Consider the following 26,548-nt stretch of genomic DNA (forward strand, 5'->3'; position numbering starts at 1 on the left):
TTAGAAAAATACAGTTACGGCTTTTTTAGCTAAATTGACTATGATTTGTTTAACTTTTCTAAGGTAATAATGTAGTTATCATTTTCAATACTTAAATTATGTCATATAGAGAACAATCTGATTAAATATAATTTGCGCTTAATTTTTATTGCATAAACAACATTGAAAATAGAAAAACACTTCCGTGCTATACATTTTAATAAATAGCACGGAAGTGTTATTTTAATCCCATTAATTGTGGGAGTTTATAACTGTTTTGAATAGAAACAGTCCTTTAAACATGAGTCAAAATGAAGGTGTCCTTGTGTTTATGTTTTGTTAAATATTCAATGATTAATTAACGACAAATTTAGGTTCTTCACCATTAAGTTTACTTATTGTGTCACTAGCTACAATTTTTGACATCATATCACGAGATTCAAAAGTAGCATTACCAATGTGTGGCGTAATAACAACATTATCTAATGATTTTAGTTCATCATTAATTTCAGGTTCAAATTCAAACACATCTAATGCTGCACCTTCGATATCTTTATTTTTTAATGCTTCTACTAAAGAGGCTTCATTTACGATAGGGCCTCTAGCTGCATTAATGAGATAACTTGTTTGTTTCATTAATTTGAATTGTTCAGTGTCAAATAAATGGTGTAAATCAGGATTATATGCAGCATTAATTGTAATGAAATCTGAGTGCTGTAAGAGCGTATCAAAATCAACATATTTAGCACCTATTTCACGTTCCTTATCAACTTTTTGATGAGGTCCTGTGTAAAGTACGTTCATATCAAATGCTTTCGCACGTCTTGCCACTGCACTTCCAATTTCTCCTAAACCAATGATTCCTATTGTTTTACCAGAAACTTCTCTACCACGGAAGAATAACGGTGCCCATCCGTCAAATCCGGTTGTACGACATAATTTATCGCCTTCAGGAATACGTCTCGCTACAGCTAATACAAGTGCGAAAGTTAATTCTGCTGTAGAGTTTGTTGAAGCTTTTGGTGTATTTGTTACATCAATTTGTTTTTGACGTGCGTGTTCAACATCTACGTTATTGAAACCAGCGCCATAGTTTGTGATGATTTTTAAGTTTGAGCCTGCATCAATCACATCTTTATCAACATTAGTAGATAGAAGGCTGATTAAAGCATCAGCATCTTTAACGCCTTGAATCAATGTTTCTTTATCAATAATACCTTTGCCTTCATACATATCAACTTCATAACCTTGTTCTTTTAGCAAGTTATACCCAACTTCTGGTATTGAGCCTGCAATGAAAACTTTTACCATGTATAATCACTTCCTTTACCTAAAGTATAGTAAATTTTATATAAGTAAACAAACTTTTACATTGCTCTCAATTTTAACAAAGTACATATTACATATGATTATATTTCTAAAATAAAGTGATAATTTTATAATCGTAGATATTACGCTAATTTAAAAAGTTATTTTAACCAACAATTTTCAAGCCAACAATTGCTAAAACAATGATAACAATAAAGAAAATACGTTTGATATTTTTAGATTCATTATAGATAAGCATGCCGGCTAGCGTGCCTCCACCTGTACCAATACCACTCCATACAGCATAAGCAGTACCCATAGGTATACCCATTGTCATTGCTAATTTAAGTGTGCTAAAACTACAAATAAAGGCAACTGCTAAAAGCACAACGAATGCTTTCTTTTTAGTACGAGCAATTTCATTTAGAATAATGACACCAACAACTTCTAGTAAACCAGCCATAAATAGTATAATCCATGCCATTATTGTTCAGCCTCCTCTGTAGTTAATTTAAGACCGATAATTCCAATTACAAGTAAGATAACTAATGCTATTTTCGCAATGTTAAAATGGTCTCCGAAAAACATCATATCAACCATTACTGTTCCAATAGCACCAATACCTACAAATACAGCATAAACAGTTCCAACAGGTAACGATTTACAAGCTGAAATGACTAAATAGAAACTCAATATTAAAATAATAATCGTACCAGTCCAACTCAAGAATGAGTCAGCAGTGTTTAATCCAGTAACCCATAATATTTCTATAATTCCTGCTATGATAACTTTAAGCCACTGCATTTGCTTCAACCTCCTTTTTACATGAAACGCTATTATTTTCTCAAACTTTTAATTAGCCTGCAATATGTACACATCATTTCAATATAAAAAGCCTAAGGCATTAAAGAATATCTTAGACTCAGAAAGTAGACAAACTCTTCTCATTAATTTGCGGAGGGTTTGTTTATTTGCTATTTATACAGTTTTTACAAATAAGATTTTTTCCTTGAACTAATCTTTATGCGTTAATTTTTTTAATTTTTCTTGAAAGTGGAGTGTGTCCTTTTTAACTAATTCAGTTGTATACTTATTCTTATTTGCATTTGCTTTAATATATATGAAGTCAATATATAAATATGAGTGATCTACCAAATTATTTTTGATAGCTATTTCTATTATTTTCTCAAATATTTGTCTTCGACAAGTTCATATACAAAGTTTAAATCTAATATCGCATCGACTTTACGTAATCAATGATTATTAGGGACTAATTCAGAGATAGAAATTATTTCATATTGCTCTCTTTTCGCAAATGATTTATTCAGCATCATAACTATCATCACTGCTTAATTTACATATATTATAATATTGGTAGTGATTTATGCCGACTCTTGCGGGAATAGCACTAGTCGAAGAATACAGGCTAAGGCAGTGCCCACGGAAAACGTGCATAAAAAAACTGCCAACAAAGTCGGAGACTTTGTTGGCAGTCTGAACCTAAGACATTAAAGAATATCTTAGACTTTTTATAAGTTACTACTTATTATTGAAAAGAATTGTTATTGCTTTTTTACCATAAATAATCATATTTATCATACGTATAAAGTCGTCATTTAAGCACATGACTTTATGTTTCATATGCCTCCCAATAGTGATTATTTAATAGCAATATTAGTTAAGGTGGATATAGTTATATGAACTAGCTTCACCAGCTGAAATTGTACGTTCACTTACTGAGAATGGTCCACCATTATAGTTCATTTCAGAAACATTTACAGAACCGTCGCTGTTAACATTTTCAACGTATGCTACGTGGCCCATGCTACCTTCACTAGATTGTAAGATAGAACCTGCCTCTGGAGAATTGTTAACTGTATATCCTGCTGAAGATGCTGCAGAAGCCCAATTATTTGCATTTCCCCATGTAGAACCGATTTCGCCACCTGTTTTATCAAATACGTACCAAGTACATTGTCCAGCAGTATATAAGTTTGCACTTGAACCTGATGTAGCTTGTGTTGTGTTTTGATTAGCTTGTGTAGTTTGTTCAGCTGCATTAGCTTCATTTCCGTGATCTAAACCTACAATTGCTGCGCCGATACCTGCTGTCAATGTTGTTGCTGTTACTATTTTTTTCATAATAAAAAAGTCCTCCCAAATTTAATTCATCTATTATTTTAATAAAATTTATTTTTATAATTACTGCGTTAGTTTCAACGACAATTTATACAATAACAGAAGAACATCACTTTGTGTGGATTGTTACGTATTTGTAAAACAATTAAAAAGACCTCACATATTGTTGTAATAAACAACACGTGAGGTTACAAAAGAGAATATTGTTGTAATATGGTAAAAAATGCGCAAGTATAAGGTTTGAATACATCATCTACACATCTGCTGGATTTGTATATTACATTGAGTGTAAAGAATCACAAAATTTTGATTAAAATTATTTGAAAAATCTAATAGATAGCGGTGGTAAATAATCTTCTCCATTATACGCTTTTACTGCTGCTACAATTGTAAAAATAAAGTTTAAAATTGCGATGATAGGAAATAGAATAAATCCTATGAGAATGAACATCAAAATAGTTGAAACCGTTAACCAAATAACATATGAAATTAGGAAATTAAAATAATTTTTACCTGCTCTATCAACGAATGCTGAGTCTTCACGTTTAATAAGCCAAATGATTAGTGGTGCTAAAAATGTAGTGAAAAAACTAAGTACATAAATTAATGTTGCCATCAATCTTGCATCGCTATTAGGTTCTTGATTGAATACTTCACGATTTGAGTATGCTTCAGTCATTATTATTCCTCCTTTTAACTTACTATTACTATAACAAAACCAAAAATGAGTTGTACATTATTTGAAAAATTTTATAAAAAAGACTGTTTACAATGTTGCGATATTGTTAAAATATAGAAATGCACATAAGCAGGTATTTAATTGAAAAAATTAAATAGGTTGTATACCAGTGTTTATCATTTTTCTTAATAGGTTATACATGAGAGTAATGTTTAACACGAAAAATTCAATGTTTAAAGAAAGAAGGGTGTTTATGAAGATAGCTATTGTAGGATCAGGTAATGGTGCTGTTACTGCAGCACTAGATATGGTTAGCAAAGGACATGAAGTCAAATTATATTGTAGAAATCAATCGATAGATAAATTTGATAAAGCCATTGAGCAAGGTGGTTTTACATTTAATAATGAAGGTGAGGAAACCTTCGTAAAATTTACTGACATAAGTGACGATATGGAATACGTACTTGAAGGTGCTGAAGTTATACAAGTTGTTATACCTTCATCATTCATTGAACATTATGCACATACTATGGCACCATTTATCAAAGCACATCAATTAATATTCTTTAATATTGCTGCTGCTATGGGATCAATACGTTTTATGAATGTGCTAGAAGATATGCATATAGATGTAATGCCTAAGTTTGCTGAAGTAAATACATTAACTTATGGTACACGTGTCGATTTTGAGGCAGCACGTGTCGATTTATCTTTAAATGTTAGAAAAGTACATTTTTCAACATATGACAAAGAAGAGTTAAGTGATAGCTTCGATACAATAGAAAAATTGTATCCTTATATTGTAAAGGAAGAAAGCTTGTGGAAAACAAATTTAGAAAATGGTAACCCTGAAGTTCATCCTGGGCCAACGTTATTAAATGTAGGAAGAATTGATTATGCTGATACGTTCGCATTGTACGAAGAAGGGATTACGAAACATACTGTGCGCTTATTACATGCAGTAGAGTTAGAAAGACTAACATTAGGACGTAAATTAGGATTTGAGTTATCATCTGCAAAAGAAGCTCGAATTGAACGTGGTTATTTAGAAAGACAAGATGAGGATGAACCACTTAACCGTTTGTTTAATACGAGTCCCGTATTTTCTCAAATTAAGGGACCTAATCATGTGAAGAATCGTTATTTAACAGAAGATATTGCACATGGTTTAGTGCTTTGGTCAAGTTTAGGCCGAGAAATTGATGTACCAACGCCTAACATTGATGCGATTATTATTATTGCATCTACAATATTAGAACGTGACTTCTTTGAAGAGGGGTTAACGATAGATGAGTTAGGAAAAGATAAGTTAGGATTGTACTAATTATAATATTCATTCATATAAATAAGGGGAAATGTGTATGAAAAGACAACCAACTTTTTTAGAATCAATTTCAACGATCATAGTGATGATTATTATTGTAATTACTGGTTTTGTTGTGTTTGATATTCCAATTCAAGCACTGCTTATTCTTTCTTCAGCTTATGCTGCAATTATTGCGAGACGAGTAGGTTTAAAATGGAAAGATTTAGAAGAAGGCATTACCAATCGTTTAGCAACAGCAATGCCAGCGATATTTATTATACTATCTGTAGGCATTATCGTAGGTACTTGGATGTATTCTGGAACAGTACCTGCACTGATTTATTATGGCTTAGAATTTTTAAATCCTAATTTGTTTTTAGTATCAGCGTTTATTATTTGTGCAATTACCTCAGTTGCTACTGGAACTGCATGGGGATCAGCATCTACAGCAGGCATAGCACTGATGGCGATTAGTGCACAGCTAAATATTCCAGCTGGTATGGCTGCAGGTGCAATCATTGCAGGTGCAGTATTTGGTGATAAAATGACACCACTATCAGACACGACTAATTTAGCAGCGTTGGTCACTAAAGTAAATATCTTCTCACATATAAGAGCAATGATATGGACAACGGTGCCAGCATCTATAATTGGATTAATTGTATGGTATTTTGCTGGTTTACAATTTAAAGGTAGCGCGAATACTTCGCAAGTTAATGCGATGCTCAAGGAGCTATCAACGATTTATAATATCAACTTTTTTGTATGGTTACCGTTAATCATTATCATTGTATGTTTATTGTTTAAAATTTCTACGGTACCGTCGATGTTAATCTCCAGTGTAAGTGCGATTGTTATCGGGGCTTTTAATAATGGCTTTAAGATAACAGATGGCTTTAAAGCCACATTTGATGGATTTAATAAAAGCATGGTACCTAATTTACATGGCTCATTATCCGATAAAGCTGTTAATTTAATAGAACAGGGCGGTATGATGAGTATGACTGAAATTGTAGTTACTATTTTCTGTGGTTATGCCTTTGCTGGCATAGTGGAAAAAGCAGGATGTTTAGATGTAATCTTGAAGAAAATATCTAGTAATATCAATTCAGTGGGTACTTTAATTCTTGCCACAGTTTTAGGTGGATTAATGATGGTGTTAGCTGCAGGTGTTGCTTCTGTTGTAATAATTATGGTTGGTGTATTAATGATGGATATGTACAATAAAATGGGCTTGGATCGGTCAAATTTATCCAGAACATTAGAAGATTCAGGCACAATGATTATACCATTGATACCATGGGGCACCTCTGGCATTTATTATACTCAACAATTAGGTGTTTCTGTTGACCAGTTCTTTATATGGGCTGTGCCTTGTTATTTATGTGTCCTATTTGCGATATTTTATGGTTTTAGTGGTATTGGCATAAAAAAAGCTAAAGCGAGTGAAGGATAAAAATGATATATATTAGCAACATGCTAAAATAAAACTAAAGCGTAGTCATATATTCAAATTTTAACCTTGTTTATATGACTACCTTTAGTGAGATTTAAGTGAAATTAATAATAATATGTTTATGAGATAAATAATTCGGCTAAACAAAACTATGGATGAGGTGGTTCCGTATTATATATAGTGTTTATTGTAGCGATAATACTTTATTTTAAGGAATACATCAATATTTCAATATAGGTAAAGATTTTAAATATCCTTCTATTATCTATTTTATAGTCGGTTTTATATTGTATATTGTAGCGATGGTACAGTATAAAACCGATTTATCTGGAAAATACAATAATGATATATGTATCGTTACATGTCAATAAGTAAAGTATTAATTCAAAATTCTCATGACTATCCTTCAGTTTAATCTATTAATGATAGTAATGTTATATTTACAGTAATATAGGTATGAATGAAATTGTTAATTTGAGATACTATTTGATGAATAAATGTTTTATTACTTTACAAGTGTCTGGGACGAATCAATGATGTCCTAGACTTTTTTATTTTATTGCTTATATTGTAGAATACTTCAATACCAAAATAGTTTCATTCCATAAAATACCTGAGTAATCAACAATTTTCAAATCCGTTTTAAATGAAGCCACTGCTTAAATATATATCACATATGCAATTACGTTATCGAAACAATACATAAAAGTGAAATAAGAAAGCGCCAATTTCTATATTATTACAATAGAAATTGACGCTTATTTTTTAGCCAGTGATTTTATATCCTACCCGCTTATATATTTACGATTAGTGAATGTAGTTATAGCTTGAAGCTTGGCTAGCTGAAATTGTACGTGAAGTAACAACACCAGGACCTTGACCATAGTTCATTTCAGATACACGGATTGAACCGTCACTGTTTACACTTTCAACATATGCTACATGTCCCATAGCACCAGTTGAAGATTGTAAGATTGAACCTTGTGAAGGTGAGTTGTTTACTGTGTAACCTGAAGCAGCTGCAGCGCTTGCCCAGTTGTTAGCGTTACCCCAAGTTGAACCAATTTTACCGCCAACTTTATCAAATACATAATAAGTACATTGTCCAGAAGTATAAAGGTTGCTAGAAGAACCTGAAGTACTTGAAATAGAACTTGATGAACTTGATGGTGCGCTAGTTGTAGTTACTTTGATGTTACGGTCTGAAGTTGAGTTAGAAGCAGCTCCACCGCCACCTGTTGTATTGTTAGCTGTATATGATTGAGTTGAATTACCATATGTAGAACCGTAATTACTGCTTTGACCATTATTTGTAGCACCATTATTAGTTGAATGAGCTTGGTCAGCTTGACTTGGATTCCAATTACCTTGCCAAGTATAGTGGTAATTACCTTGTTGATCTATAGTATATGAATAGCTATAAGAAGTTGGGTCATTAGGGTTATAACCATTATTGTTTTCAGCAGCATCTGCTTCGTTTTGTGCAAATGCAAAAGTAGCGATTCCTGCAGTAGCGATTGTAGCTGTAGCGATTTTTTTCATTGTAAAATATCCTCCTAATAATTATAAAGCATTTTATTTATTATCTCAGTCTCTAAATGACAATAGTTTAATATATTTTTTTTCGTTGTTTTAACGACAAGCAATACTTTATCAGATAATGGTCGATTTGTGTGCAATGTTATCATTTTGTAATTTAACTCTAATAATTAATCACTAGATGTAACAAAAAATATTAACTCTTTTTAGACTTCAATGCCCATTATCATCGTGTTTTACCGTTATTAAGGTGTAATATTGCACTCTAATTTATTACAAATCTGTAAAATAACAGAAAATTACAAATGTTAATAAATGCTAAAATTTAGTTATTTAAATAATATATTATTTTCTAAAAAGAAACCTTATTTATTATTGAAAGAATTGAGGAAAATTTATAAAAATGCTTAAACGATATTGATGAGCAATGATATTGACAGTTTATTTGAAAGGTTTTATGATAATGAGTATAAAAAATATACTTGATAAGCGAGGTGAATGAATGAAAATTGAGATTGGCTTAACATCATTTGCTGATAATAGTGAAATTTTCACCGATAAAGGTAAAGAACCTGCAATTAGTAATGCTCAGAGGATAAGAAATATAATAGAAGAAATTGAAATTGCAGATCGTTATGGTCTTGATGTTTATGGGTTAGGAGAACACCATCGACCTGATTATGCTGTTTCTGATCCAGTTACAGTATTAGCTGCAGCTTCTAGAAATACAAAGCAAATTAAATTGAGTAGTGCTGTTACTGTATTATCCTCAGATGATCCTGTAAGAGTTTATGAAAGGTTCTCAACATTAAATGCAATTTCAAATGGGCGTGCTGAAATAATGGTAGGAAGAGGTTCATTTATAGAATCATTTCCATTATTTGGATATAACTTAAATGACTATGAACAGCTATTTAATGAAAAGATTGAATTATTGATGCAAATTAATCAAAATGAAATTGTAAATTGGACTGGTCAACTGAGAGCGAACATACAAAATTTAGGCGTGTATCCTAGAGTTGAGCAAGGTGTTTTACCTATTGCTATAGCCACAGGTGGAACGCCAGAATCTTCATTGAAAGCAGGAGCATTAGGATTACCCATCACTTATGCTATAATTGGCGGTGACCCTAAAAGATTCCGTAGAAATATGGATATGTATAAATCGATAGCTGAATCTTATGGTCACGATGTGACTAAATTACCGATTGCTACACATTCTTGGGGTTACATTGCTGAAACGGACGAACAAGCTTTTCGTGAATTTTTCCCTTCAGTAAAAGCAAGCCATGATGTATTAGCTAAAGAACGCGGCTGGCCACTATATGATGAAAATAGCTTTATACGTGAAGCAGGACCTCACGGGGCATTATATGTTGGAAGTCCAGAAACTGTAGCTAATAAAATTATTGAAACTGTTGAAACATTAGGTTTATCTCGCTTTATGTTGCATACCCCTGTGGGCTCAATGCCTCATGAAAATACAATGAACACCATTAAATTATTAGGTGAGCGGGTAAAACCTATTGTAGATAAATATTTTGAAAACAAATAGAAGGAGAGTAAAAATGATATTACGTTATTTAACAAATTTAAAATTAGCAAAAGAATTATATGGTGCGGCAAAACCTAAATTAAAAGGTGACAAATCTATGAAAGATACTTTTACTGAAGTGTTTAATTTGCCAGCAAATGCAGTACCTTTAGCTGGTGCTTTAGAAGGATTGAGTGCAGTATTTTTCGTATTAAGCTTTGCAAGTAAAAGACTATCACGCATTGCTTCTCTATTAACTATTACAGTGTTAGGTGTTGCAGCTTATAAACACTTTGAAGCTGGTCATGGTAAAGCAGGTGCCAAACATGCACTTGATTTAACAGGATTAGCAACACTTAGCTTATTAGATACTTTAGATTGTAAAAAGAAATAATTAATCATTAAAATTTCAGCTAGATATGGATATAATGAAGCGTTTCGTTTTAAATAAAAAAGAAAAGATGATAGTTAACACAACTTGGGACTTTAATAAATGACTCAAGTTGTCAAAACGTAGACAAACCCTTTGCATTAATTTGCGAAGGGTTTGTCTATTTATATAGTTTTTTTCAAAATAGTAGTGGTATTTCAGACCATTACTGTCCATTTTACTAACCATATTTCCATTTTTAAAGATTCATGACAACACAAATTAACATGGTATCCATAGAAATTTTGTCATGGCGTCTATATCTCGTTCATCGCATACCATGCTGTTCTTTTATATCGCCAAATCTTCTCTCAATTGTTTGACTGCGTAAATAATATTGTTTCTTTACAGTATCAACAGTGTTTTCAATGATATAACAATCATTATCTACACATGCAGGTAGACTATCAGCAAATTGTTTTTCTCGTTCTCTTATAACATATGAGTCTCTGAATTAGTAATATTTTTAGTGTGATATAGGCAGTGATTTGGGTCGACTTCTGCGGGAATAGCACTAGTCAAAGACTACAGACTGAGGCAGTGCCTGAGGAAAGCGTGCACAAAAAAACTGTCAACAAAGTCTGACAGTCTGAAAACTTGGAACTTTAATAAATGACTCAAGTTGTTTTTTACATATCAGGCAGACGCTTAATGAGCAAACGCTTGTACACAGTGATAGTAGAAATAGTAAAGCGTAAATCATCTCATTTTTAAAACGCTTATTTGATAGTTATGTTTTTAAAATGAGTATATGCTACATATAGATGCACTAAATTAGACATGTTGATTTAAATTTTGTTAGTTGTCTTATGTAACAATATTTGTAATTGATCGTTCAAAGTATATTTAGTTTGCTTTTGTGGTGTTCAATTTATTAAATTAACATCAAATGCTATTAATTTTAAAAATTTATAAGAGGCATTAATGAATTTTTAGTAACAAAAAGGATATATGTACCACTAAATTTTAATAATAAAAAGTGGTATTAAAAAAATAGTAGCAATTTCTAATATTTTTCATAGTAAGCCATATTGAATTCAATAGCATAAATAGGATAAAATTATATTACATAAAGACAGGCACACTTTGAAATATATTAACATCATGAAAAAACATAAGGAGTGGTTTTATGGAAAAATTAAAAGAATTAAATGAATTAATAACTTTGTATCAAAAAGGCAAGCAGTTTTTCAAAGAAACTAAAAAATATCACAAATTAAATTATGAAGAAATATTTATTTTGAATTATATACATGAATGTCAATCTTATGAAGTTACTGCGAAAGAAATCGCACAATATTCAGAGTTAAAACCGTACTATTTAACGAAGGCATTGCAAAAATTAATTAAAATGGGCTATTTGAGCAAAAAGAGAAGTGATATTGATGAACGTATAGTTGTTGTATATATAAATGAAACACAACATCAAAAAATTGAACATATGATAAAAACATTACAAGATTATCTCAAGTAACTTATTTTTTAAATGAGTCGTGTTACATATATAAAAAAACGAATATTCTGAAAAGTGCAATTTTATTTAATTAATTATATATTGAACTAAAATATTATTTGAGTAAAAATTTAAATGTGATATACTAATATTTGTTAAATGAGAGCGCATACAAATATTAGAAGGGTGTTATTATGAATTTACTTTTAGGGGTTATATTTTTAGGTATTGTTTTATGTTTGTTTACACTTTTTACTAGCAAGGCTCCAAATGGTGGAAAAGCAATGGGCGCTCTAGCCAATGCTGCAATAGCTTCCTTTTTAGTGGAAGCATTCCATAAATATGTTGGTGGAGATTTACTAGGGATTCCATTTCTAGGCCAGTTAGGTGAAGCGGCAGGCGGCTTAGGTGGTGTTGCTGCTGCTGGTTTGGTCGCTTTAGCAATGGGTGTTTCTCCTGTATACGCATTTGTTATTGCAGTTGCATGCGGTAACATGGATTTACTACCAGGTTTTGTCGCAGGTTACATAGCAAGCTTTGGTATGAAATGGATAGAGCGAAAATTTCCGGATGGTTTGGATTTAATAGGTTCAATTATTATTATTGCACCTATTACACGAATTATTGCAGTCGGTGTCGCACCTGTTGTAGATGCAACATTATTGCAAATAGGTAATATCATTAAAGAATCGACAACCTCAAGTCCAGTACTAATGGGGATAGTACTAGGGGGCATTATAACAGTTGTAGCTACTGCACCTTTAAGTTCGATGGCATTGACTGCTTTATTAGGACTAACAGGTACACCTATGGCAATTGGAGCATTGGCAGTTTTTGGATCATCATTTATGAATTTTGTTTTGTTTAAGCGAATGAAGTTTGGTGATCGAAAAACCACGATTTCTGTCGCTATAGAGCCATTATCACAAGCAGATATTTTTACAGCAAATCCTATTCCTGTCTACGCGACTAATTTTATAGGTGGTGCAGTATCAGGTGTAATTATCGCTATGTTTGGACTCGTTAATGAAGCTACAGGTACGGCTACACCAATTGCAGGTTTAATGGTGATGTTTGGCTTTAATAATGCATTAACTGTGATAGTTGTTGCGTTATTATGTGCGATAGGTAGTGCTATTTGTGGTTACTTAGGATCGATTGTATTCAAAAATTATCCTATTATTACTAAAGATGAATTACAAAAACGGTACAATGCCTAAAAAAGTTAAAAATTATTATAAAAGAAAAAGACAGTATGCCGAACGTTTGGCAATGTAGTTGTCTAATGATTTAGGTATGCTAAGTTCCAAAAATTCAAATAATATTGAATATCAATTTCAGTATAAAGCCCATTAATACATTATTCATAAATGTATTAATGGGCATTTTCATGTTCATTTTTTATCATTATATAGTAGCAATATCTCGTCATTGTTTGGTAAAACAGAAATCCAGCGTCTCTCCTGGAATATTCACTTTACATATGATTGACTTATATATTGATCTATAACAAATAAGACCCTTTGTATTACATACGTTAACTTTAAAAGTATAGTTAAGTTAAATTAGTATTGGAAACTGATAAAATAATAAAACTAAATAAGTATACAAAATTGTAATTTATGCTGAAGTTTTTGCAAACATATATTGAGTTGAACGGCTTTCTATTTTTGAAAATATCAATTCTAGTACGATGGCAAGTAACCAATAAAATATAGCAGCTACACTATATACTGTTATAAATCGATAACCTTCATTTGCAATAACATGACTGACTGCCATAATTTCAGTAACTTGCACCGCAAATGCTAAAGAAGTCCCTTTGATAAGCATGATAAATTGATTTTCAATATTGGGAAGTGCATAACTGAATGCTTGCGGCAGTATAATCTCTTTGTACGTTCGTATTGTTGAAAGACCTACAGTTTGAGCGGCTTCAATTTGATCAGTATCGACTGAAAGTAACCCACCTTTAATAGATTCTGACAAATATGCAACAGCATGTAACGAAAAAACAATAAAGGCAATAATTAAAGGTGAGAAAATATCAGGATTAATTGCTATTGTGAATTTTTCATTACCCCACATCACTAATTTTGGTAAGCCGTAATACATAATAAATAATTGAACAATAAGTGGTGTGCTCCTAAAAAAAGAATTATATATCACTACAAATTGAGAAAATAATGGAATATTTTTGGTTTGTATAAAGGCGAATAAAGTGCCGATGATTAAACCTACAATCATTGCTACAATTGAGATGATGATTGTATTAGGCACACCTTTAAGTACTTCTGAAACAGTATAAAGTATAAATGACAAAATAATGCCTCCTTAGACGCGATATGGTTTTTCGGCTCGTTTATTGATGAGTGCAAATATAGTTTGTATGATAAGGGCGATAATCCAGTAAATAATGGATATAACGATATAAACTTCTAGCATGCCTAGTCCATAGTTATTTCCAATAATTAATTTAACTTGGCCCATCATATCAATAATCCCAATTGTAAAAGCTAAAGATGTGTCTTTAATCAGTTCAATGACTTGTGTCGTCAAGTTTGGAATGCTATTACGTAACGCTTGAGGGATAATGATTTCCTTTAAAATCCGTGGATATGATAAACCGACAGAAAGTCCTGCTTCAATTTGGCTATAATCTACTGATTGGTATCCAGCCCGTATAATCTCTGATAAGTAAGCACCTGTATGTAATGTAAATGCTAAAATTACAAAAAACAGTCTACTGAAATGATTGATATCGATTTGGATGAATAATAATAATTGTGGCAACGCAAAATATGCCAAAAAAAGTTGTAAAATTAAAGGTGTACTTCGAATAAAAGACAGATAAATTCGGACGATAGGTGATAATATTTTCGCTCTTTTGATACGAATCGTTGCTAGTAAGCATCCCAGTATTAAAGCGAAAATGAGTGACAATATAAAGATGAATAAGGTTATTGGTAATTGTTGTAAAACTTGTCTAAATAAATCAAACCAATCAACAGAATTTGTCATGATTGCACCTCCAATTTATCTTTTTGCTTGTTTATTTCATCCAAATCATCAAATACATTAACATCAAAGTACTTTTCAGAAAGCTTCTGTAATTTGCCATCATCTATCAGCTCTTGAGTAGCCTCGTCAATATCATCATGTAGTTTTTGATGTTTTTTATTATAGACGATATGCAATGATTCTTTTTTTATGATACCACCAATTTTGACATCAGCATTGATCTGTTTTTGAATTGCATTATAAGTGTTCCAGTTTAAAATCATGGCATCACGTCTGGCATTACTAACCATTTTTAAATTATCCCCGTTAGAAGGCTCTTGAATGGTATCAATATCAATTTTTGGAGAATGCGAATTATTATACTGAGATAATATAGAATATAACCCGCCACTCGGTGCCATCGGTGTTAATTTTTTTTCAGTTAGGTCATTAAGTGAATGTATCTCAGAATTGTTTTGGTGCACAACAATCAAAGGTAATGCGTAACTATAAGGAACGTCTTGGTAGAGAAACTGTTTTTCGCGTTCAGGTGTTTTAAAAAACCAATTAATTCCCATATCAAACTTTCCGGCGCCAATACCTACAAGATTAGATTCTTCTTCACCAAATTCATATTTAAATTGGTATTGTGGTAACTTTTTTTCTAATAGTTTTAGATAGTCTATATCCAAACCAGCAAATTCATTTTGTTTATTTGTATACAGATAAGGTGGGTTAACTTCTGCAGATATTGCTACTTTGATTTCTTTCTTTTTATTCTGATTTGATGATTTTTGCACTTGACTACATCCACTTATTAATACCGTAATCAATAGTGTAATCATTAAAAAGCGTAACTTATTATTTTTCATAAAAAGTCACGCTCCATTTCTACGGTGTTTAAGAAACGGTTAATTCTTTTAGAATCAGAAGATGCTAAAACAGATTGAGGTGTACCTTGTTTTAATATTTTACCTTCATCTATGAATAGAATTTGATCAGCTATCGCTTTAGCAAATTGTATTTCATGAGTGACAATAACCATGGTCATCCCTTCTTGTGCAATAGACTTGATAAGCGACAAAACTCCTTGAATTGATTCAGGATCTAATGCAGATGTAGGTTCATCTAATAGCAATACATCTGGATTAAGCGCTAAAGCACGGATAATCCCTATACGCTGACTTTGACCTCCGGATAGTTGAGAAGGGTATTTATCTTTTTGATTTAATAAATTAAAACGTTCTAAATAAGAGATGGCTATTTCATTTGCCTGCTTAGCGGGCATTTTTTTACCATGTATCAAACCAACTGTAATATTTTCAAGTATTGTTTTGTTCTTAAATAAATTATAGTTTTGAAATACCATCGCAGATTTCTTTCGTAACTGTGAGATGTCTTTTTTTGAATGTTTATCGGCGATAAATTTTTGGTTGTCAATTTGAATAGTGCCTGATTTTGGTATAGCTAACGCGTTCAATGTTCTTAGCAGTGTTGTTTTACCTGATCCACTTGGACCTATAATAGCTGTCACAGTACCCTTATTTTGTGAAAAGCTAACGCCATTAAGAACAATATGGTCTTTATATTTATGTATTAAATGTTCAACTGTAATCATTTTAATCCCCCAGAATATCAATATGTACAAAGTATCACATTAATCCTTATCGGTAAAGTAAGATTTTAGATGGTTTAAAGGCTTTTATTCGTTATAAGCGAGTGTTACACTAAGGTTAATAGATAAAAGTCTAAAATGAGGTGGACACTGTGAATTATTCTGCATTAATACATACAGAGATACAAAAAAAATGGATAGATAAATTTGATTCAATAAAAGAACAATTTAAAGAAAAAGCTGAGTATAATGATAAACATTCAAGATTTCCATATGAGAATATTGATTGGTTGGTAAATGAAGGTTATACGCTATTAACGTTGCCTAAAGCCTATGGTGGTGAGGGGGCGACTGTTGAAGATATGGTTGTACTACAGACGTATTTAGGAGCAATAGATGGTGCAACTGCACTTTCTGTTGGCTGGCACCTTAGCGTTGTTGGACAATTATATGAACAACATGCTTGGGAACAAGATATGCTAGAGCGCTTTGCAACAGCAGTGAAAAAAGGTGCATTAGTGAACAGAGCTGTCAGTGAAGCTGAAACAGGCAGCCCTACAAGAGGAGCAAGACCTGCTACACATGCAATAAAAAAAGACAAAGGTTTTGTGATTAATGGGGTCAAAACATTTACTTCAATGAGTAGAAGGTTAAGCCATTTTATTGTAAGTGCTTATTATGAAGAAATAGATACTGTTGGGTTTTTCTTGATATCTGAAGATACACCTGGTGTTGAGATTGCAGACAATTGGAATATGGTGGGTATGCGTGCAACTGAAAGTCATGATTTGATTTTAAATGATGTTTTCATTCCAGAAGAAAATTTTGTTGAAATAAGAGGCGCTGGTGGTAAAAAACCGAATGGTTGGATATTACATATCCCTAGTACCTATTTAGGTATTGCACAAGCAGCGAGAGACTATGCTGTTGATTTTGCAAAAAATTATAGTCCTGCAAGCATTGATGGTGTGATTGGAGATATATCAACCGTACAGCAAAATGTCGGTAAAATGGAATCCTTACTACTGTCAGCACGCCACTTTTTATGGAGTACTGCAGCGTTATACAATCAGCAACAAGACATACCAATTTGGAATGAAACTTCAGCAAGTAAAGTGTTGGTGATGAACCAAGGATTAGAAGTGATAGATATTGCCATGCGTGTTGTGGGTGCTAAGAGTTTAGAAATGGAGCGTCCATTACAACGTTACTATAGAGATATGCGAGCTGGACTCCATAATCCACCTATGGAAGACATGGCTTATACGAATATTGCTCATAGTGTATTAGGTCACTTTAAATAAATAAAGAGAACATGGCCTATTTTTAAAGTAAATGAATGCTTTGAACAAGCTTTATATTTTGGAATGAGTATATGAAATCAATAATTAAAGTTGATTTCATATACTCATTCCTTTTTTTATTTTTTAAAATAATAAAAATTTTAGGTTTTCTATTGTACAAATTTTATAATCATTATATAATTCAGTGGTAATGATAATCATTTTCAACGGAGGGACCTTATGAAAAAATTAATATTTCCAATTATTGTAATGGTTTTAATATTAGCTGCTTGTGGGAAACAATCTGAAAGTGGCTCAGATAGTAAAAAAGAAGATACAAAAGCTTATACATTAGATAGTGGAAAGAAAATTGATATACCTAAAAATCCAGAACGTATTGCAGTGGTTGCACCTACATATGCAGGTGGAATTAAATATTTAGGAGGCAATATTGTAGCAGTAAATGAGCAAGTCGACAGCAGTAATATTTTAAAAGATAAATTTAAAGACGTTGAAAAAGTTGGAGAAAATGACGTTGAAAAAGTTGCTAAAACAAAACCAGATTTAATCGTAGCTTACTCTACTGATAAAAATATTAAAAAGTATAAAAAGATTGCACCGACTGTAGTTTACGATTATGGTAAGCATAAATATTTAGACCAACAAAGACAATTAGGTAAATTACTTGGAAAAGAAGATAAAGTAAAAAAATGGGAAGAAAAATGGAAATCACAAACCGTAAAAGATGGTGAAGCAATCAAAGAGAAAATTGGTGAAAATACAACAGTATCAATTTTTGATGAATTCGATAAAAAACTTTACACATACGGGCCTAACTGGGGTCGTGGTGGGGAAGTCATTTACCAAGCTTTTGGGTTAAAAATGCCTGACAAACTTAACGAATTAGTTAAAAAAGAAGGATGGGCTGAAATTAAACAAGAAAAAATAGCTGATTATGCTGGTGATTATATCGTTTCTACAAGTGAAGGTAAAACAAAACCAGGTTATAAAAAAACAGATCTCTGGAATAATTTATCTGCAGTTAAAAATGATCAAGTTATAGAGGTACAAGCAGAAACTTATTGGTATAACGATCCTTATACATTGGAATTTATGAGAAAAGACTTGAAAGAAAAATTTTTGAAATCTAACTCATAAAGCGATGGTTATAGTAGTTTTTTAAAGATTTAATTAGACATCATTAAAATAAAACATGAGTGTTGGACGAAGTGAAGTTGTCCAGGCTCATGTTTTTGTTTGTAAAAAGGCTACCGCCTTATTGTAAACTTTTTGTTTTTAATAGTTTACATTTGTGGTATAATTTTTTTTATTAAAGGAGGTTTGATGATGTCAACGAAATATTTAGTTTATACTGCTTTAATGACTGCAATTATTGCAGTTTTAGGTTTTGTACCTGCAATCCCGTTACCAATCATGCCTGTTCCAATTGTTTTACAAAATATTGGTATATTTCTAGCTGCTATTCTATTAGGTCGTAAATATGGAACATTGAGTATCATTGTTTTATTACTTTTAGTTGTTGCTGGATTACCGTTACTATCAGGTGGTCGTGGTGGTATTGGTGTATTTGCAGGGCCATCAGCTGGTTTTTTATTTATGTATCCTGTTGTTACATATCTCATTGGACTTGTAAGGGACTTATATTTGAAAAGAATCAACTTTATTGTATTATTGATAGCGACAGTAGTGATAGGGGTCGTTTTATTAGATATTGTCGGTACGATTATAATGGGACTGATAACGAATTTACCGATTTCTAAATCGGTTATGCTTTCTTTTGTATTTATGCCTGGTGATATTATTAAAGCTTTGATTGCCAGCTTAATTGGTAATATCATGTTAAACCATAGTCGATTTAAACAATTACTTAAGTAAAATCAGTTTCGATAAAGGGGAGTGAAAATAATGGCAAACATTACTTTAAACAATATTTTCCAACCCGGGAATATTTATGCTGAAGATGAAGATAAAGTAATTTATTTAACTCCTCAAATCCCTTTAGTATTTGATGCAAATAAATGGGTGTACAAACAAATGCCTTCGATTAAACAATGGAAAGCAGATATAGCTACACAAACACATATGCATAAGCAACAAAGCTCTAATCATTTAACCTTTACTTTTCCTGAAAATATAGAATTGGATCAACAATGGATAGCGTTAATTAATCAAGAACAATTTGAATTGGGTCTAATGGAGTTATATGCGATTGAACCCCAAAATTTCAAAAAATATGTAGACTCTGAAATCGAAGTTAAAGTCGTGGATGAGCATACCATAGATGATTATATAAGTGTTCATAGCCAGTTTGCAGCACCATATGGTGAGGAATATGTCAGGGAAAGTTCTAATATGATTAAAAACCAATATATTAATGATGCTAAAACACGTCTTATAGCTTATAAGCAAGGTGTTCCGGCTGGTATATTAGATTTGGTTATAGATGAGACAACTGTTGAAATTGATGGTTTTGGCGTATTAGCATGTCATCAAAGACAAGGTGTTGGTAGCGTGATGCAAAGTTTTGTTGCAGAGTTAGCCATGCCAAAACCATTGATACTGATTGCTGATGGAGAAGATAGTGCAAAAGAAATGTATGTGAAGCAAGGTTATGTATTTATAAGCTTTTGCTATCATATCGTAAAAGAAGATATTTGAATAAGCTCTAATGTTTTTTTACTATAATTTAAAAAGTATTTTCACATAGTGAAGATATTAGCGTGTCGACAAAGTTTCCAACTTTGTCGACATTTTTTATGCACGATTTCTGAAGACATAGCTTAATACTTTCATATTTGCCAAATGATTTTTTTAAACATCTGCACCAATTCACACTCAATATTTTAATAGTGAATGAGTATAGATGTTTTTATAACATTGCATAAATCAATGGATAAAAAACAAACATTAGGTAACATATCGCATAAGATTTACTTGTAATTTGACATTTTCATATAGTGAGGGATACTTTTTAATCACTATGATATTATGCGCTCTGGATGGCTATAAACATTAAAATTACCATCACGAATAAAACCGATTGCTGTAATATTTAAATCATTGGCAAGCGTTACAGCTAATGTAGTTGGTGCGGATTTAGATAAAATAACGCCAACACCAATTTTCGCAGCTTTAATAAGAATCTCAGATGATATGCGCCCACTAAAAATTAATACTTTGTCTCGCACAGGTATATGATGTTGTATACAATAACCATAAAGTTTATCTAAAGCATTATGTCTACCAATATCTTGTCTATGTTCAAAAAATGTCTCTCCATCACTAATGGCAGCATTATGTAAGCCACCAGTTTGTTTGAAAATTTTACTTGCGCTTTGTAAGCGTGTCATCATATTAAGTACTTGTTGAGGGGCAAGTTTAATTTTAGACATAGATGTTTTAGCTATAGCAGCATCATTGTGGAAATAAAATTCACGACTCTTACCGCAACATGATGCAATCATACGTTTAGTAGAATATTCAAACCGATCATTTAGTGATTTGCTTAATTCTACATGGGCAAAGCCTTTACTGTCGTCTATTTGGATAGATTTTAAATCATCATTTTTTAATATAGCTCCTTCTGAAGCTAAAAAACCTAAGACCAATTCTTCCATATGATTTGGACTGCAAATGACTGTTGCAAATTCTTCCCGATTGACCATGATTGTCAGTGGGAATTCTGTGACGTAATGGTCTGTTGTTTCAATAAGTTTGCCGTTTTCATATCTAACTATATGTTGATTTGTTAAAACATCTTCATTCATAGTATTTATCCCCCCAGTTCCTATTCACTAACTATTTTAGCGTATTTTTTGTTGCAAAAAAAATAAACTGTATTCATAAACATACTTATAACTACAATATATGATTGATATATAGCATGCTTAGAAGTAAACTTATAGTAAACATGAAGTTGAGAGGTGATTTGATTAATGGCTAGTATAAGAGATATTGCGAAGGAAGCGAAGGTGAGTCCAGGTACGGTTTCTCGTGTGTTAAATAATGATCCTACTTTATCTGTCGCTAAAGAAACGAGAAAAAGAATATATGATATAGCAGATAATTTTCAATATAAAAAGTCTGAAAGGAAAAATAAAAGCATACAAATTATTACATATGCATCACGGGCCAAAGAAATGTCTGATCCGTATTATCGTGAGATAAGGCTTGCCATTGAAGCGGAGGTGAAACGTTTAAATCTTTCATTAAAAAGAACGCTTCGTATTGATGGTGAACATGATTGCATTGATTTCACTAAAATAGCAAAGGCTGGTGCAATTATTGTTGTGGGGAATTTTGCTTCAAAAGCTATTTTAGAATTGCAGAGTTACAATCAGAATATTGTGGTTATCAATAACGCTAACACACCTAAATCTGTTGATGCTGTTTATTCGGATTTATATGATGCTATGATTCAATTATTAAATGATATAGATCGCTCAGGTTTAAACGATATTGTTTATGTGGGTGGTACGCATACAATAAAAAATCTTACTGGTATGCCAACATTGAATAGTCCAAATATTCAAGATAAGCGATATATCGCATTTACTGACTGGTGTGAAAAGCACCAAAGAAAAGGTAGATTATTAATGAATGGTTGGAATAAAGAAGATGGTATAAATGCAGTAAACGAATTATTACAAAACCATCATTTACCTCAAGTTTTTATCGCAGGTAACGATATGATTGCTATAGGTATATTGCAGCAATTACAACTAAAAAAATACACTTTACCTGATGATATAAAATTGATAAGTTTTAATGATTTAGAAGTCATTCAGTATGCAGTTCCTTCTATCAGTAGTGTACATATACCAATAGACGACTATGGGAAAATAGCAGTAAGAATGGCTGAAGAAAGAATAAATAAAACAAGACAAATTGCTATACATGTCATAGCAGAAGCACAATTAAAAGAAAGAATGACCTTTAAAGTCAACAAGTAATGTATATTGACAAAACATTTAGTAAACAAGTAAACTTTATTTAAGTTTACTAAGGGGTTAGATTTTGGTTTATATCGTTTTTTAAAGGAGTGGAATATTATGTTAGAAGCTATGCGCGAGAAATTTGAAAGAATATTTGACAAACAGCCTGAAGTGCGTGCATTTGCACCAGGAAGAATTAACTTAATTGGAGAACATACAGATTATAATGGAGGTTATGTTTTTCCAGCAGCAATTGAATTAGGCACATATGGTTTAGCAGTTAAACGAGAAGATAATTTGGTTCGCCTATATTCTAATAATTTTGAAAACATAGGTATGATTACCTTCGATTTAGACCATTTAGATTTTGATAAGGAACATGATTGGGCGAATTATCCTAAAGGTGTTATTAAATATTTAGTAGAAGCTTTTTCAGTAATTAAACAAGGCTTTGATATTTTGATTGAAGGTAATATTCCAAACGGCGCTAGTCTTTCATCTTCTGCATCAATAGAATTATTAATCGGTTGGCTGATAAAACAGTTATTCAACTTGAATTTAGAGAGATTAGAACTCATTAAGATAGGTCAACGTACTGAAAATCAATTTATGGGTGTCAATTCAGGAATTATGGATCAATTTATAATAGGTATGGGAAAAGCAGAACATGCCGTATTATTAGATACCGCAACGTTAAATTATGAATTTGTACCGGCTAAATTTGGAGATTATGTCATATCGATTATGAATACCAATAAACGCCGCTCATTAACTGAAAGTAAATATAATGAACGCAGAAGTGAATGTGAATCTGCGCTGTCATCATTACAACACAAATTGAATATTGAATCTTTAGGTGAATTAACGATGGAACAATTTAAAGCACATCAAATGCTTATTAAAGATGACGTAAAACGTAGAAGAGCAAAACATGCTGTTTCAGAAAATGAACGTACGAAACTTGCTTATCAAGCATTATCCGATAATGATTTTGAAAAATTTGGACAATTATTAAATGATTCACATGCATCTTTAAAAGATGACTATGAAGTAACAGGTATTGAACTTGATACGTTGGCTGAAACAGCTCAACAAGTGGAAGGTGTGCTCGGTGCAAGAATGACAGGCGCAGGTTTTGCAGGTTGTGCAATTGCGTTAGTGCACAAAAATCAAATCCAAGAATTAGAAGATAAAGTTACAATAAAATATATAGAAAAAATCGGTTATGAACCATCGTTTTATCATGTCGGCATTAGTGATGGCGTAAAAATAATTTAAAATCAAATTAAAAAAGGAAGGGTTTTTTCATGGGTGTACTAGTATTAGGTGGCGCAGGTTATATTGGAAGTCATGCAGTAGATCAATTAATTCATAGAGGCTATGATGTTGTTGTTGTAGATAATTTAGGCACTGGACATAAAGCAGCAGTAAACAATAATGCAAAGTTTTACGAAGGTGATATTCGTGATAAGGCATTTTTAGAAAACGTATTTAATAACGAAAATATTGAAGGCGTATTTCATTTTTGTGCATACTCATTAGTTGGTGAATCTGTTGAAAAACCACTATCCTATTTCAATAATAATGTTAATGGTTTACAAGTATTGTTAGAAGTTATGTATGATCATGAGGTAGCGCATATTGTTTTCTCATCAACTGCAGCAGTATATGGTGAACCAGATTCTGTGCCAATTACAGAGGATGATTCTAAAACGCCAACAAGTCCTTATGGTGAGAGTAAATTAATGATGGAAAAAATGATGCATTGGAGTCATGAAGCTTATGGTGTGAATTATGCTGCACTACGCTACTTTAATGTTGCAGGAGCAAAAGAGGATGGCACAATTGGAGAAGACCACAGACCTGAGACGCATTTAATACCAATTGTATTACAAGTAGCTTTAGGACAAAGAGATGAATTAACTGTTTTTGGCGATGATTATGATACGGAAGATGGCTCTTGCATACGAGATTATTTACATGTCGTCGATTTAATTGATGCACATATCTTAGCGTTTCAACATTTGAAAAATGGTGGAGAATCAGGTGCATTTAATTTAGGTAGCAGTCAAGGATATTCTGTGTTTGAAATTTTAGAAGCAGCAAGAAAAGTTACAGGTAAAACAATAAATGCAGTTGTAGGTGAAAGAAGAGCCGGAGACCCTAGCAAATTAATTGCATCAAGTAATAAAGCACAGCAAATATTAGGATGGAAACCTAAACATGATGATATACATGATATTATTGGTTCTGCTTGGCAATGGCATGAAAAGCATCCTAACGGATATCAGGAGGTATAATGCATGTTATTAAATAACTACGCTGTCCAATTATTTGTATCTCACGCTATTGTACATGGGGATTATGAAGCGGAAGACGCCATTTATATTCAAAATAGGTTACTGAGTATTTTAAATGCTTCAGGTATAGATGATACAACAACTTCCAAATTTAATTCAGAGACAACTGCACTTGAGATAACACAATACTGGATTCAAGAAGCAATTAATAACAAATGTATAGATGAGGCATTATATAGCAAAGAGATCATTGAAGCACAAATATTAGATTTAATCACACCACGTCCATCTGTACTGAATCATAAGTTTTATGAATTATATCAACAGAGTCCGAAGAAAGCGACAGACTATTTTTATAACATAACCAAACGCAATCATTATGTGAAAGAAGATGCAATTGCGCATAATATAAATTTCAACACAGCAAGTGAATATGGTGATATGGAAATAACAATCAATCTATCCAAGCCAGAAAAAGATGCTAAACAAATTGCCAAAGCGAAAGAAGCGCCTGCAACAGATTATCCTAAATGCGCACTATGCATGGAAAATGAAGGGTTTAAAGGCTCTGTAATACAAGCTGCGAGAACAAATCATCGTATTATCAGATTGAACTTAGGACAAGAACAATGGGGTTTTCAATATTCTCCATATGCCTATTTTAAAGAACATAGTATCGTTTTATCTCAATCGCATGTGCCTATGAACATAGATAAGCAAACATTTGTACAACTGTTAGATTTTGTAGATAAATTTCCACATTACTTCATTGGTTCGAATGCAGATATACCACTCGTTGGTGGTTCAATTTTGACACACAATCATTATCAATCGGGTAGACACACATTTCCGATGGACAACGCTAAGGAATTGCACAACTTTAGTTTAAAACAATTCCCAACAGTAGCGGCTTCGACATTGTATTGGCCTATGAGTGTCATTCGTTTGAAAAGTGAAGATAAAAACGACTTAGTAGCGGCGGCAGAATTTATTAGAAAAGCATGGAATAATTATTCAGATGAAACTGTAGATATAAGCGCATACAGTAAAAATGGCGAGCGTCATCACACTGTAACGCCTATTGCCCGTTATAGGGAACAACAATATGAACTTGATATTGTTTTAAGAGATAATCAAACATCAGAACAATATCCAGATGGTGTCTTTCACCCTCATAAAGATGTCCAACATATTAAGAAAGAAAACATTGGATTAATAGAAGTCATGGGTACTGCTATTTTGCCTGGTAGATTAAAACAAGAGTTACAACAGGTTAAGGCATTTTTATTAGGTGATCAACAACAAACATTAGGTATACATCAATCATGGGCAGAAGATATGGCGCAACGATATGATATTAATGAAAAGAACGTAGAAGAAATTATTGAAAAAGAACTTGGTTTTAAATTCAAACGCGTACTAGAGGATGCAGGTGTATTTAAAAATACACCACAAGGTCAAAATGCATTTAAGACGTTTATTACCTCGTTACAATAAATATTTTGAAAATTGAGCTATACAAAGTCGTTTTTACTTTAGTATATGCTCTTTTTTTTTGAAATAAAGAGGCAT

General features: G+C 32.2%; 25 protein-coding genes. 14 read left to right on the plus strand and 11 right to left on the minus strand.

What is annotated here, in order from left to right; translation table 11 throughout:
- Positions 1 to 333: 333 nt before the first annotated feature.
- The 5 genes from NST87_RS03240 to NST87_RS03260 form a co-directional block, all read right to left on the minus strand.
- Positions 334 to 1,290 (minus strand): 2-hydroxyacid dehydrogenase family protein, encoded by a 957-nt coding sequence (locus NST87_RS03240; protein ID WP_019468325.1) that lies wholly within the window; start codon positions 1,288 to 1,290, stop codon positions 334 to 336.
- Positions 1,291 to 1,453: 163 nt separating this feature from the next.
- Positions 1,454 to 1,771 (minus strand): DMT family transporter, encoded by a 318-nt coding sequence (locus tag NST87_RS03245; RefSeq protein WP_019468324.1) that lies wholly within the window; start codon positions 1,769 to 1,771, stop codon positions 1,454 to 1,456.
- Positions 1,771 to 2,091: a DMT family transporter gene (locus NST87_RS03250; protein ID WP_019468323.1), complete on the minus strand. Its 321-nt coding sequence runs from the start codon at positions 2,089 to 2,091 to the stop codon at positions 1,771 to 1,773. Before NST87_RS03250 ends, NST87_RS03245 begins: the two co-directional genes overlap by 1 nt.
- A gap of 870 nt (positions 2,092 to 2,961) precedes the next feature.
- On the minus strand, positions 2,962 to 3,429 hold the full coding sequence (locus tag NST87_RS03255) for a CHAP domain-containing protein (RefSeq protein ID WP_019468322.1): 468 nt from the start codon (positions 3,427 to 3,429) through the stop codon (positions 2,962 to 2,964).
- Positions 3,430 to 3,742: 313 nt separating this feature from the next.
- Positions 3,743 to 4,105, minus strand: coding sequence for a DUF4870 domain-containing protein (locus NST87_RS03260; protein WP_019468321.1), 363 nt, complete (start codon positions 4,103 to 4,105; stop codon positions 3,743 to 3,745).
- 253 nt (positions 4,106 to 4,358) lie between these two features.
- Here NST87_RS03260 and NST87_RS03265 point away from each other — a divergent pair, with 253 nt between their 5' ends.
- On the plus strand, positions 4,359 to 5,429 hold the full coding sequence (locus tag NST87_RS03265) for an NAD/NADP-dependent octopine/nopaline dehydrogenase family protein (protein ID WP_019468320.1): 1,071 nt from the start codon (positions 4,359 to 4,361) through the stop codon (positions 5,427 to 5,429).
- Between the two features lie 37 nt (positions 5,430 to 5,466).
- Positions 5,467 to 6,867, plus strand: a complete 1,401-nt coding sequence (gene nhaC / locus NST87_RS03270) for a Na+/H+ antiporter NhaC (RefSeq protein WP_019468319.1) — start codon at positions 5,467 to 5,469, stop codon at positions 6,865 to 6,867.
- Positions 6,868 to 7,674: 807 nt separating this feature from the next.
- Here the strand turns inward: nhaC and NST87_RS03275 are convergent.
- Positions 7,675 to 8,409, minus strand: coding sequence for a CHAP domain-containing protein (locus tag NST87_RS03275; protein ID WP_019468318.1), 735 nt, complete (start codon positions 8,407 to 8,409; stop codon positions 7,675 to 7,677).
- Between the two features lie 499 nt (positions 8,410 to 8,908).
- Here NST87_RS03275 and NST87_RS03280 point away from each other — a divergent pair, with 499 nt between their 5' ends.
- The 4 genes from NST87_RS03280 to NST87_RS03295 all read left to right on the plus strand — a co-directional run bounded on the left by NST87_RS03280 (position 8,909) and on the right by NST87_RS03295 (position 13,043).
- Positions 8,909 to 9,961, plus strand: coding sequence for an LLM class flavin-dependent oxidoreductase (locus NST87_RS03280; protein ID WP_019468317.1), 1,053 nt, complete (start codon positions 8,909 to 8,911; stop codon positions 9,959 to 9,961).
- Between the two features lie 13 nt (positions 9,962 to 9,974).
- Positions 9,975 to 10,334 (plus strand): DoxX family protein, encoded by a 360-nt coding sequence (locus tag NST87_RS03285; RefSeq protein WP_019468316.1) that lies wholly within the window; start codon positions 9,975 to 9,977, stop codon positions 10,332 to 10,334.
- A 1,165-nt stretch (positions 10,335 to 11,499) separates the two neighbouring features.
- On the plus strand, positions 11,500 to 11,844 hold the full coding sequence (locus tag NST87_RS03290; protein ID WP_019468315.1) for a transcriptional regulator, SarA/Rot family: 345 nt from the start codon (positions 11,500 to 11,502) through the stop codon (positions 11,842 to 11,844).
- A gap of 173 nt (positions 11,845 to 12,017) precedes the next feature.
- Complete coding sequence (locus tag NST87_RS03295; protein WP_019468314.1) at positions 12,018 to 13,043, plus strand: PTS sugar transporter subunit IIC; 1,026 nt, start codon at positions 12,018 to 12,020, stop codon at positions 13,041 to 13,043.
- Positions 13,044 to 13,443: 400 nt separating this feature from the next.
- Here NST87_RS03295 and NST87_RS03300 read toward each other — a convergent pair whose 3' ends face one another.
- From NST87_RS03300 to NST87_RS03315, 4 genes are read right to left on the minus strand one after another with little or no spacing between them, the layout of a single operon-like run.
- Positions 13,444 to 14,145, minus strand: coding sequence for an amino acid ABC transporter permease (locus NST87_RS03300; RefSeq protein WP_019468313.1), 702 nt, complete (start codon positions 14,143 to 14,145; stop codon positions 13,444 to 13,446).
- Between the two features lie 12 nt (positions 14,146 to 14,157).
- Positions 14,158 to 14,844, minus strand: coding sequence for an amino acid ABC transporter permease (locus NST87_RS03305; protein ID WP_019468312.1), 687 nt, complete (start codon positions 14,842 to 14,844; stop codon positions 14,158 to 14,160).
- Positions 14,841 to 15,695, minus strand: a complete 855-nt coding sequence (locus tag NST87_RS03310) for an amino acid ABC transporter substrate-binding protein (RefSeq protein WP_019468311.1) — start codon at positions 15,693 to 15,695, stop codon at positions 14,841 to 14,843. The genes NST87_RS03305 and NST87_RS03310 overlap by 4 nt, the downstream gene beginning before the upstream one ends.
- On the minus strand, positions 15,692 to 16,441 hold the full coding sequence (locus NST87_RS03315; RefSeq protein WP_340721309.1) for an amino acid ABC transporter ATP-binding protein: 750 nt from the start codon (positions 16,439 to 16,441) through the stop codon (positions 15,692 to 15,694). The genes NST87_RS03310 and NST87_RS03315 overlap by 4 nt, the downstream gene beginning before the upstream one ends.
- A gap of 149 nt (positions 16,442 to 16,590) precedes the next feature.
- Here NST87_RS03315 and NST87_RS03320 point away from each other — a divergent pair, with 149 nt between their 5' ends.
- The 4 genes from NST87_RS03320 (at position 16,591) to NST87_RS03335 (ending at position 20,400) form a co-directional block, all read left to right on the plus strand.
- Positions 16,591 to 17,742: an acyl-CoA dehydrogenase family protein gene (locus tag NST87_RS03320; RefSeq protein WP_019468309.1), complete on the plus strand. Its 1,152-nt coding sequence runs from the start codon at positions 16,591 to 16,593 to the stop codon at positions 17,740 to 17,742.
- A 219-nt stretch (positions 17,743 to 17,961) separates the two neighbouring features.
- Positions 17,962 to 18,879: an ABC transporter substrate-binding protein gene (locus tag NST87_RS03325; RefSeq protein WP_019468105.1), complete on the plus strand. Its 918-nt coding sequence runs from the start codon at positions 17,962 to 17,964 to the stop codon at positions 18,877 to 18,879.
- 189 nt (positions 18,880 to 19,068) lie between these two features.
- Positions 19,069 to 19,617: a biotin transporter BioY gene (locus NST87_RS03330; RefSeq protein ID WP_019468104.1), complete on the plus strand. Its 549-nt coding sequence runs from the start codon at positions 19,069 to 19,071 to the stop codon at positions 19,615 to 19,617.
- 30 nt (positions 19,618 to 19,647) lie between these two features.
- Entirely contained in the window at positions 19,648 to 20,400 is a 753-nt protein-coding gene (locus NST87_RS03335; protein WP_040029990.1) for a GNAT family N-acetyltransferase, read from the plus strand.
- A gap of 320 nt (positions 20,401 to 20,720) precedes the next feature.
- Here NST87_RS03335 and fdhD read toward each other — a convergent pair whose 3' ends face one another.
- Entirely contained in the window at positions 20,721 to 21,509 is a 789-nt protein-coding gene (fdhD, locus tag NST87_RS03340) for a formate dehydrogenase accessory sulfurtransferase FdhD (RefSeq protein ID WP_019468102.1), read from the minus strand.
- 168 nt (positions 21,510 to 21,677) lie between these two features.
- On the opposite strand from fdhD, the gene NST87_RS03345 reads away from it, so the two are divergent.
- The 4 genes from NST87_RS03345 (at position 21,678) to galT (ending at position 26,473) form a co-directional block, all read left to right on the plus strand.
- Complete coding sequence (locus tag NST87_RS03345) at positions 21,678 to 22,694, plus strand: LacI family DNA-binding transcriptional regulator (protein ID WP_019468101.1); 1,017 nt, start codon at positions 21,678 to 21,680, stop codon at positions 22,692 to 22,694.
- Between the two features lie 99 nt (positions 22,695 to 22,793).
- Positions 22,794 to 23,954, plus strand: a complete 1,161-nt coding sequence (locus tag NST87_RS03350; protein ID WP_340721311.1) for a galactokinase — start codon at positions 22,794 to 22,796, stop codon at positions 23,952 to 23,954.
- A 29-nt stretch (positions 23,955 to 23,983) separates the two neighbouring features.
- A complete protein-coding gene (gene galE / locus NST87_RS03355) occupies positions 23,984 to 24,976 on the plus strand; it encodes a UDP-glucose 4-epimerase GalE (protein WP_019468099.1) in 993 nt (330 codons plus the stop codon).
- 3 nt (positions 24,977 to 24,979) lie between these two features.
- On the plus strand, positions 24,980 to 26,473 hold the full coding sequence (gene galT / locus NST87_RS03360) for a UDP-glucose--hexose-1-phosphate uridylyltransferase (RefSeq protein ID WP_040029987.1): 1,494 nt from the start codon (positions 24,980 to 24,982) through the stop codon (positions 26,471 to 26,473).
- Positions 26,474 to 26,548 lie beyond the last annotated feature (75 nt).

Origin of the sequence: Staphylococcus sp. FSL W8-0271 (genome assembly GCF_038006605.1) — a bacterium.
In the GTDB taxonomy this organism is placed as follows: domain Bacteria; phylum Bacillota; class Bacilli; order Staphylococcales; family Staphylococcaceae; genus Staphylococcus; species Staphylococcus cohnii.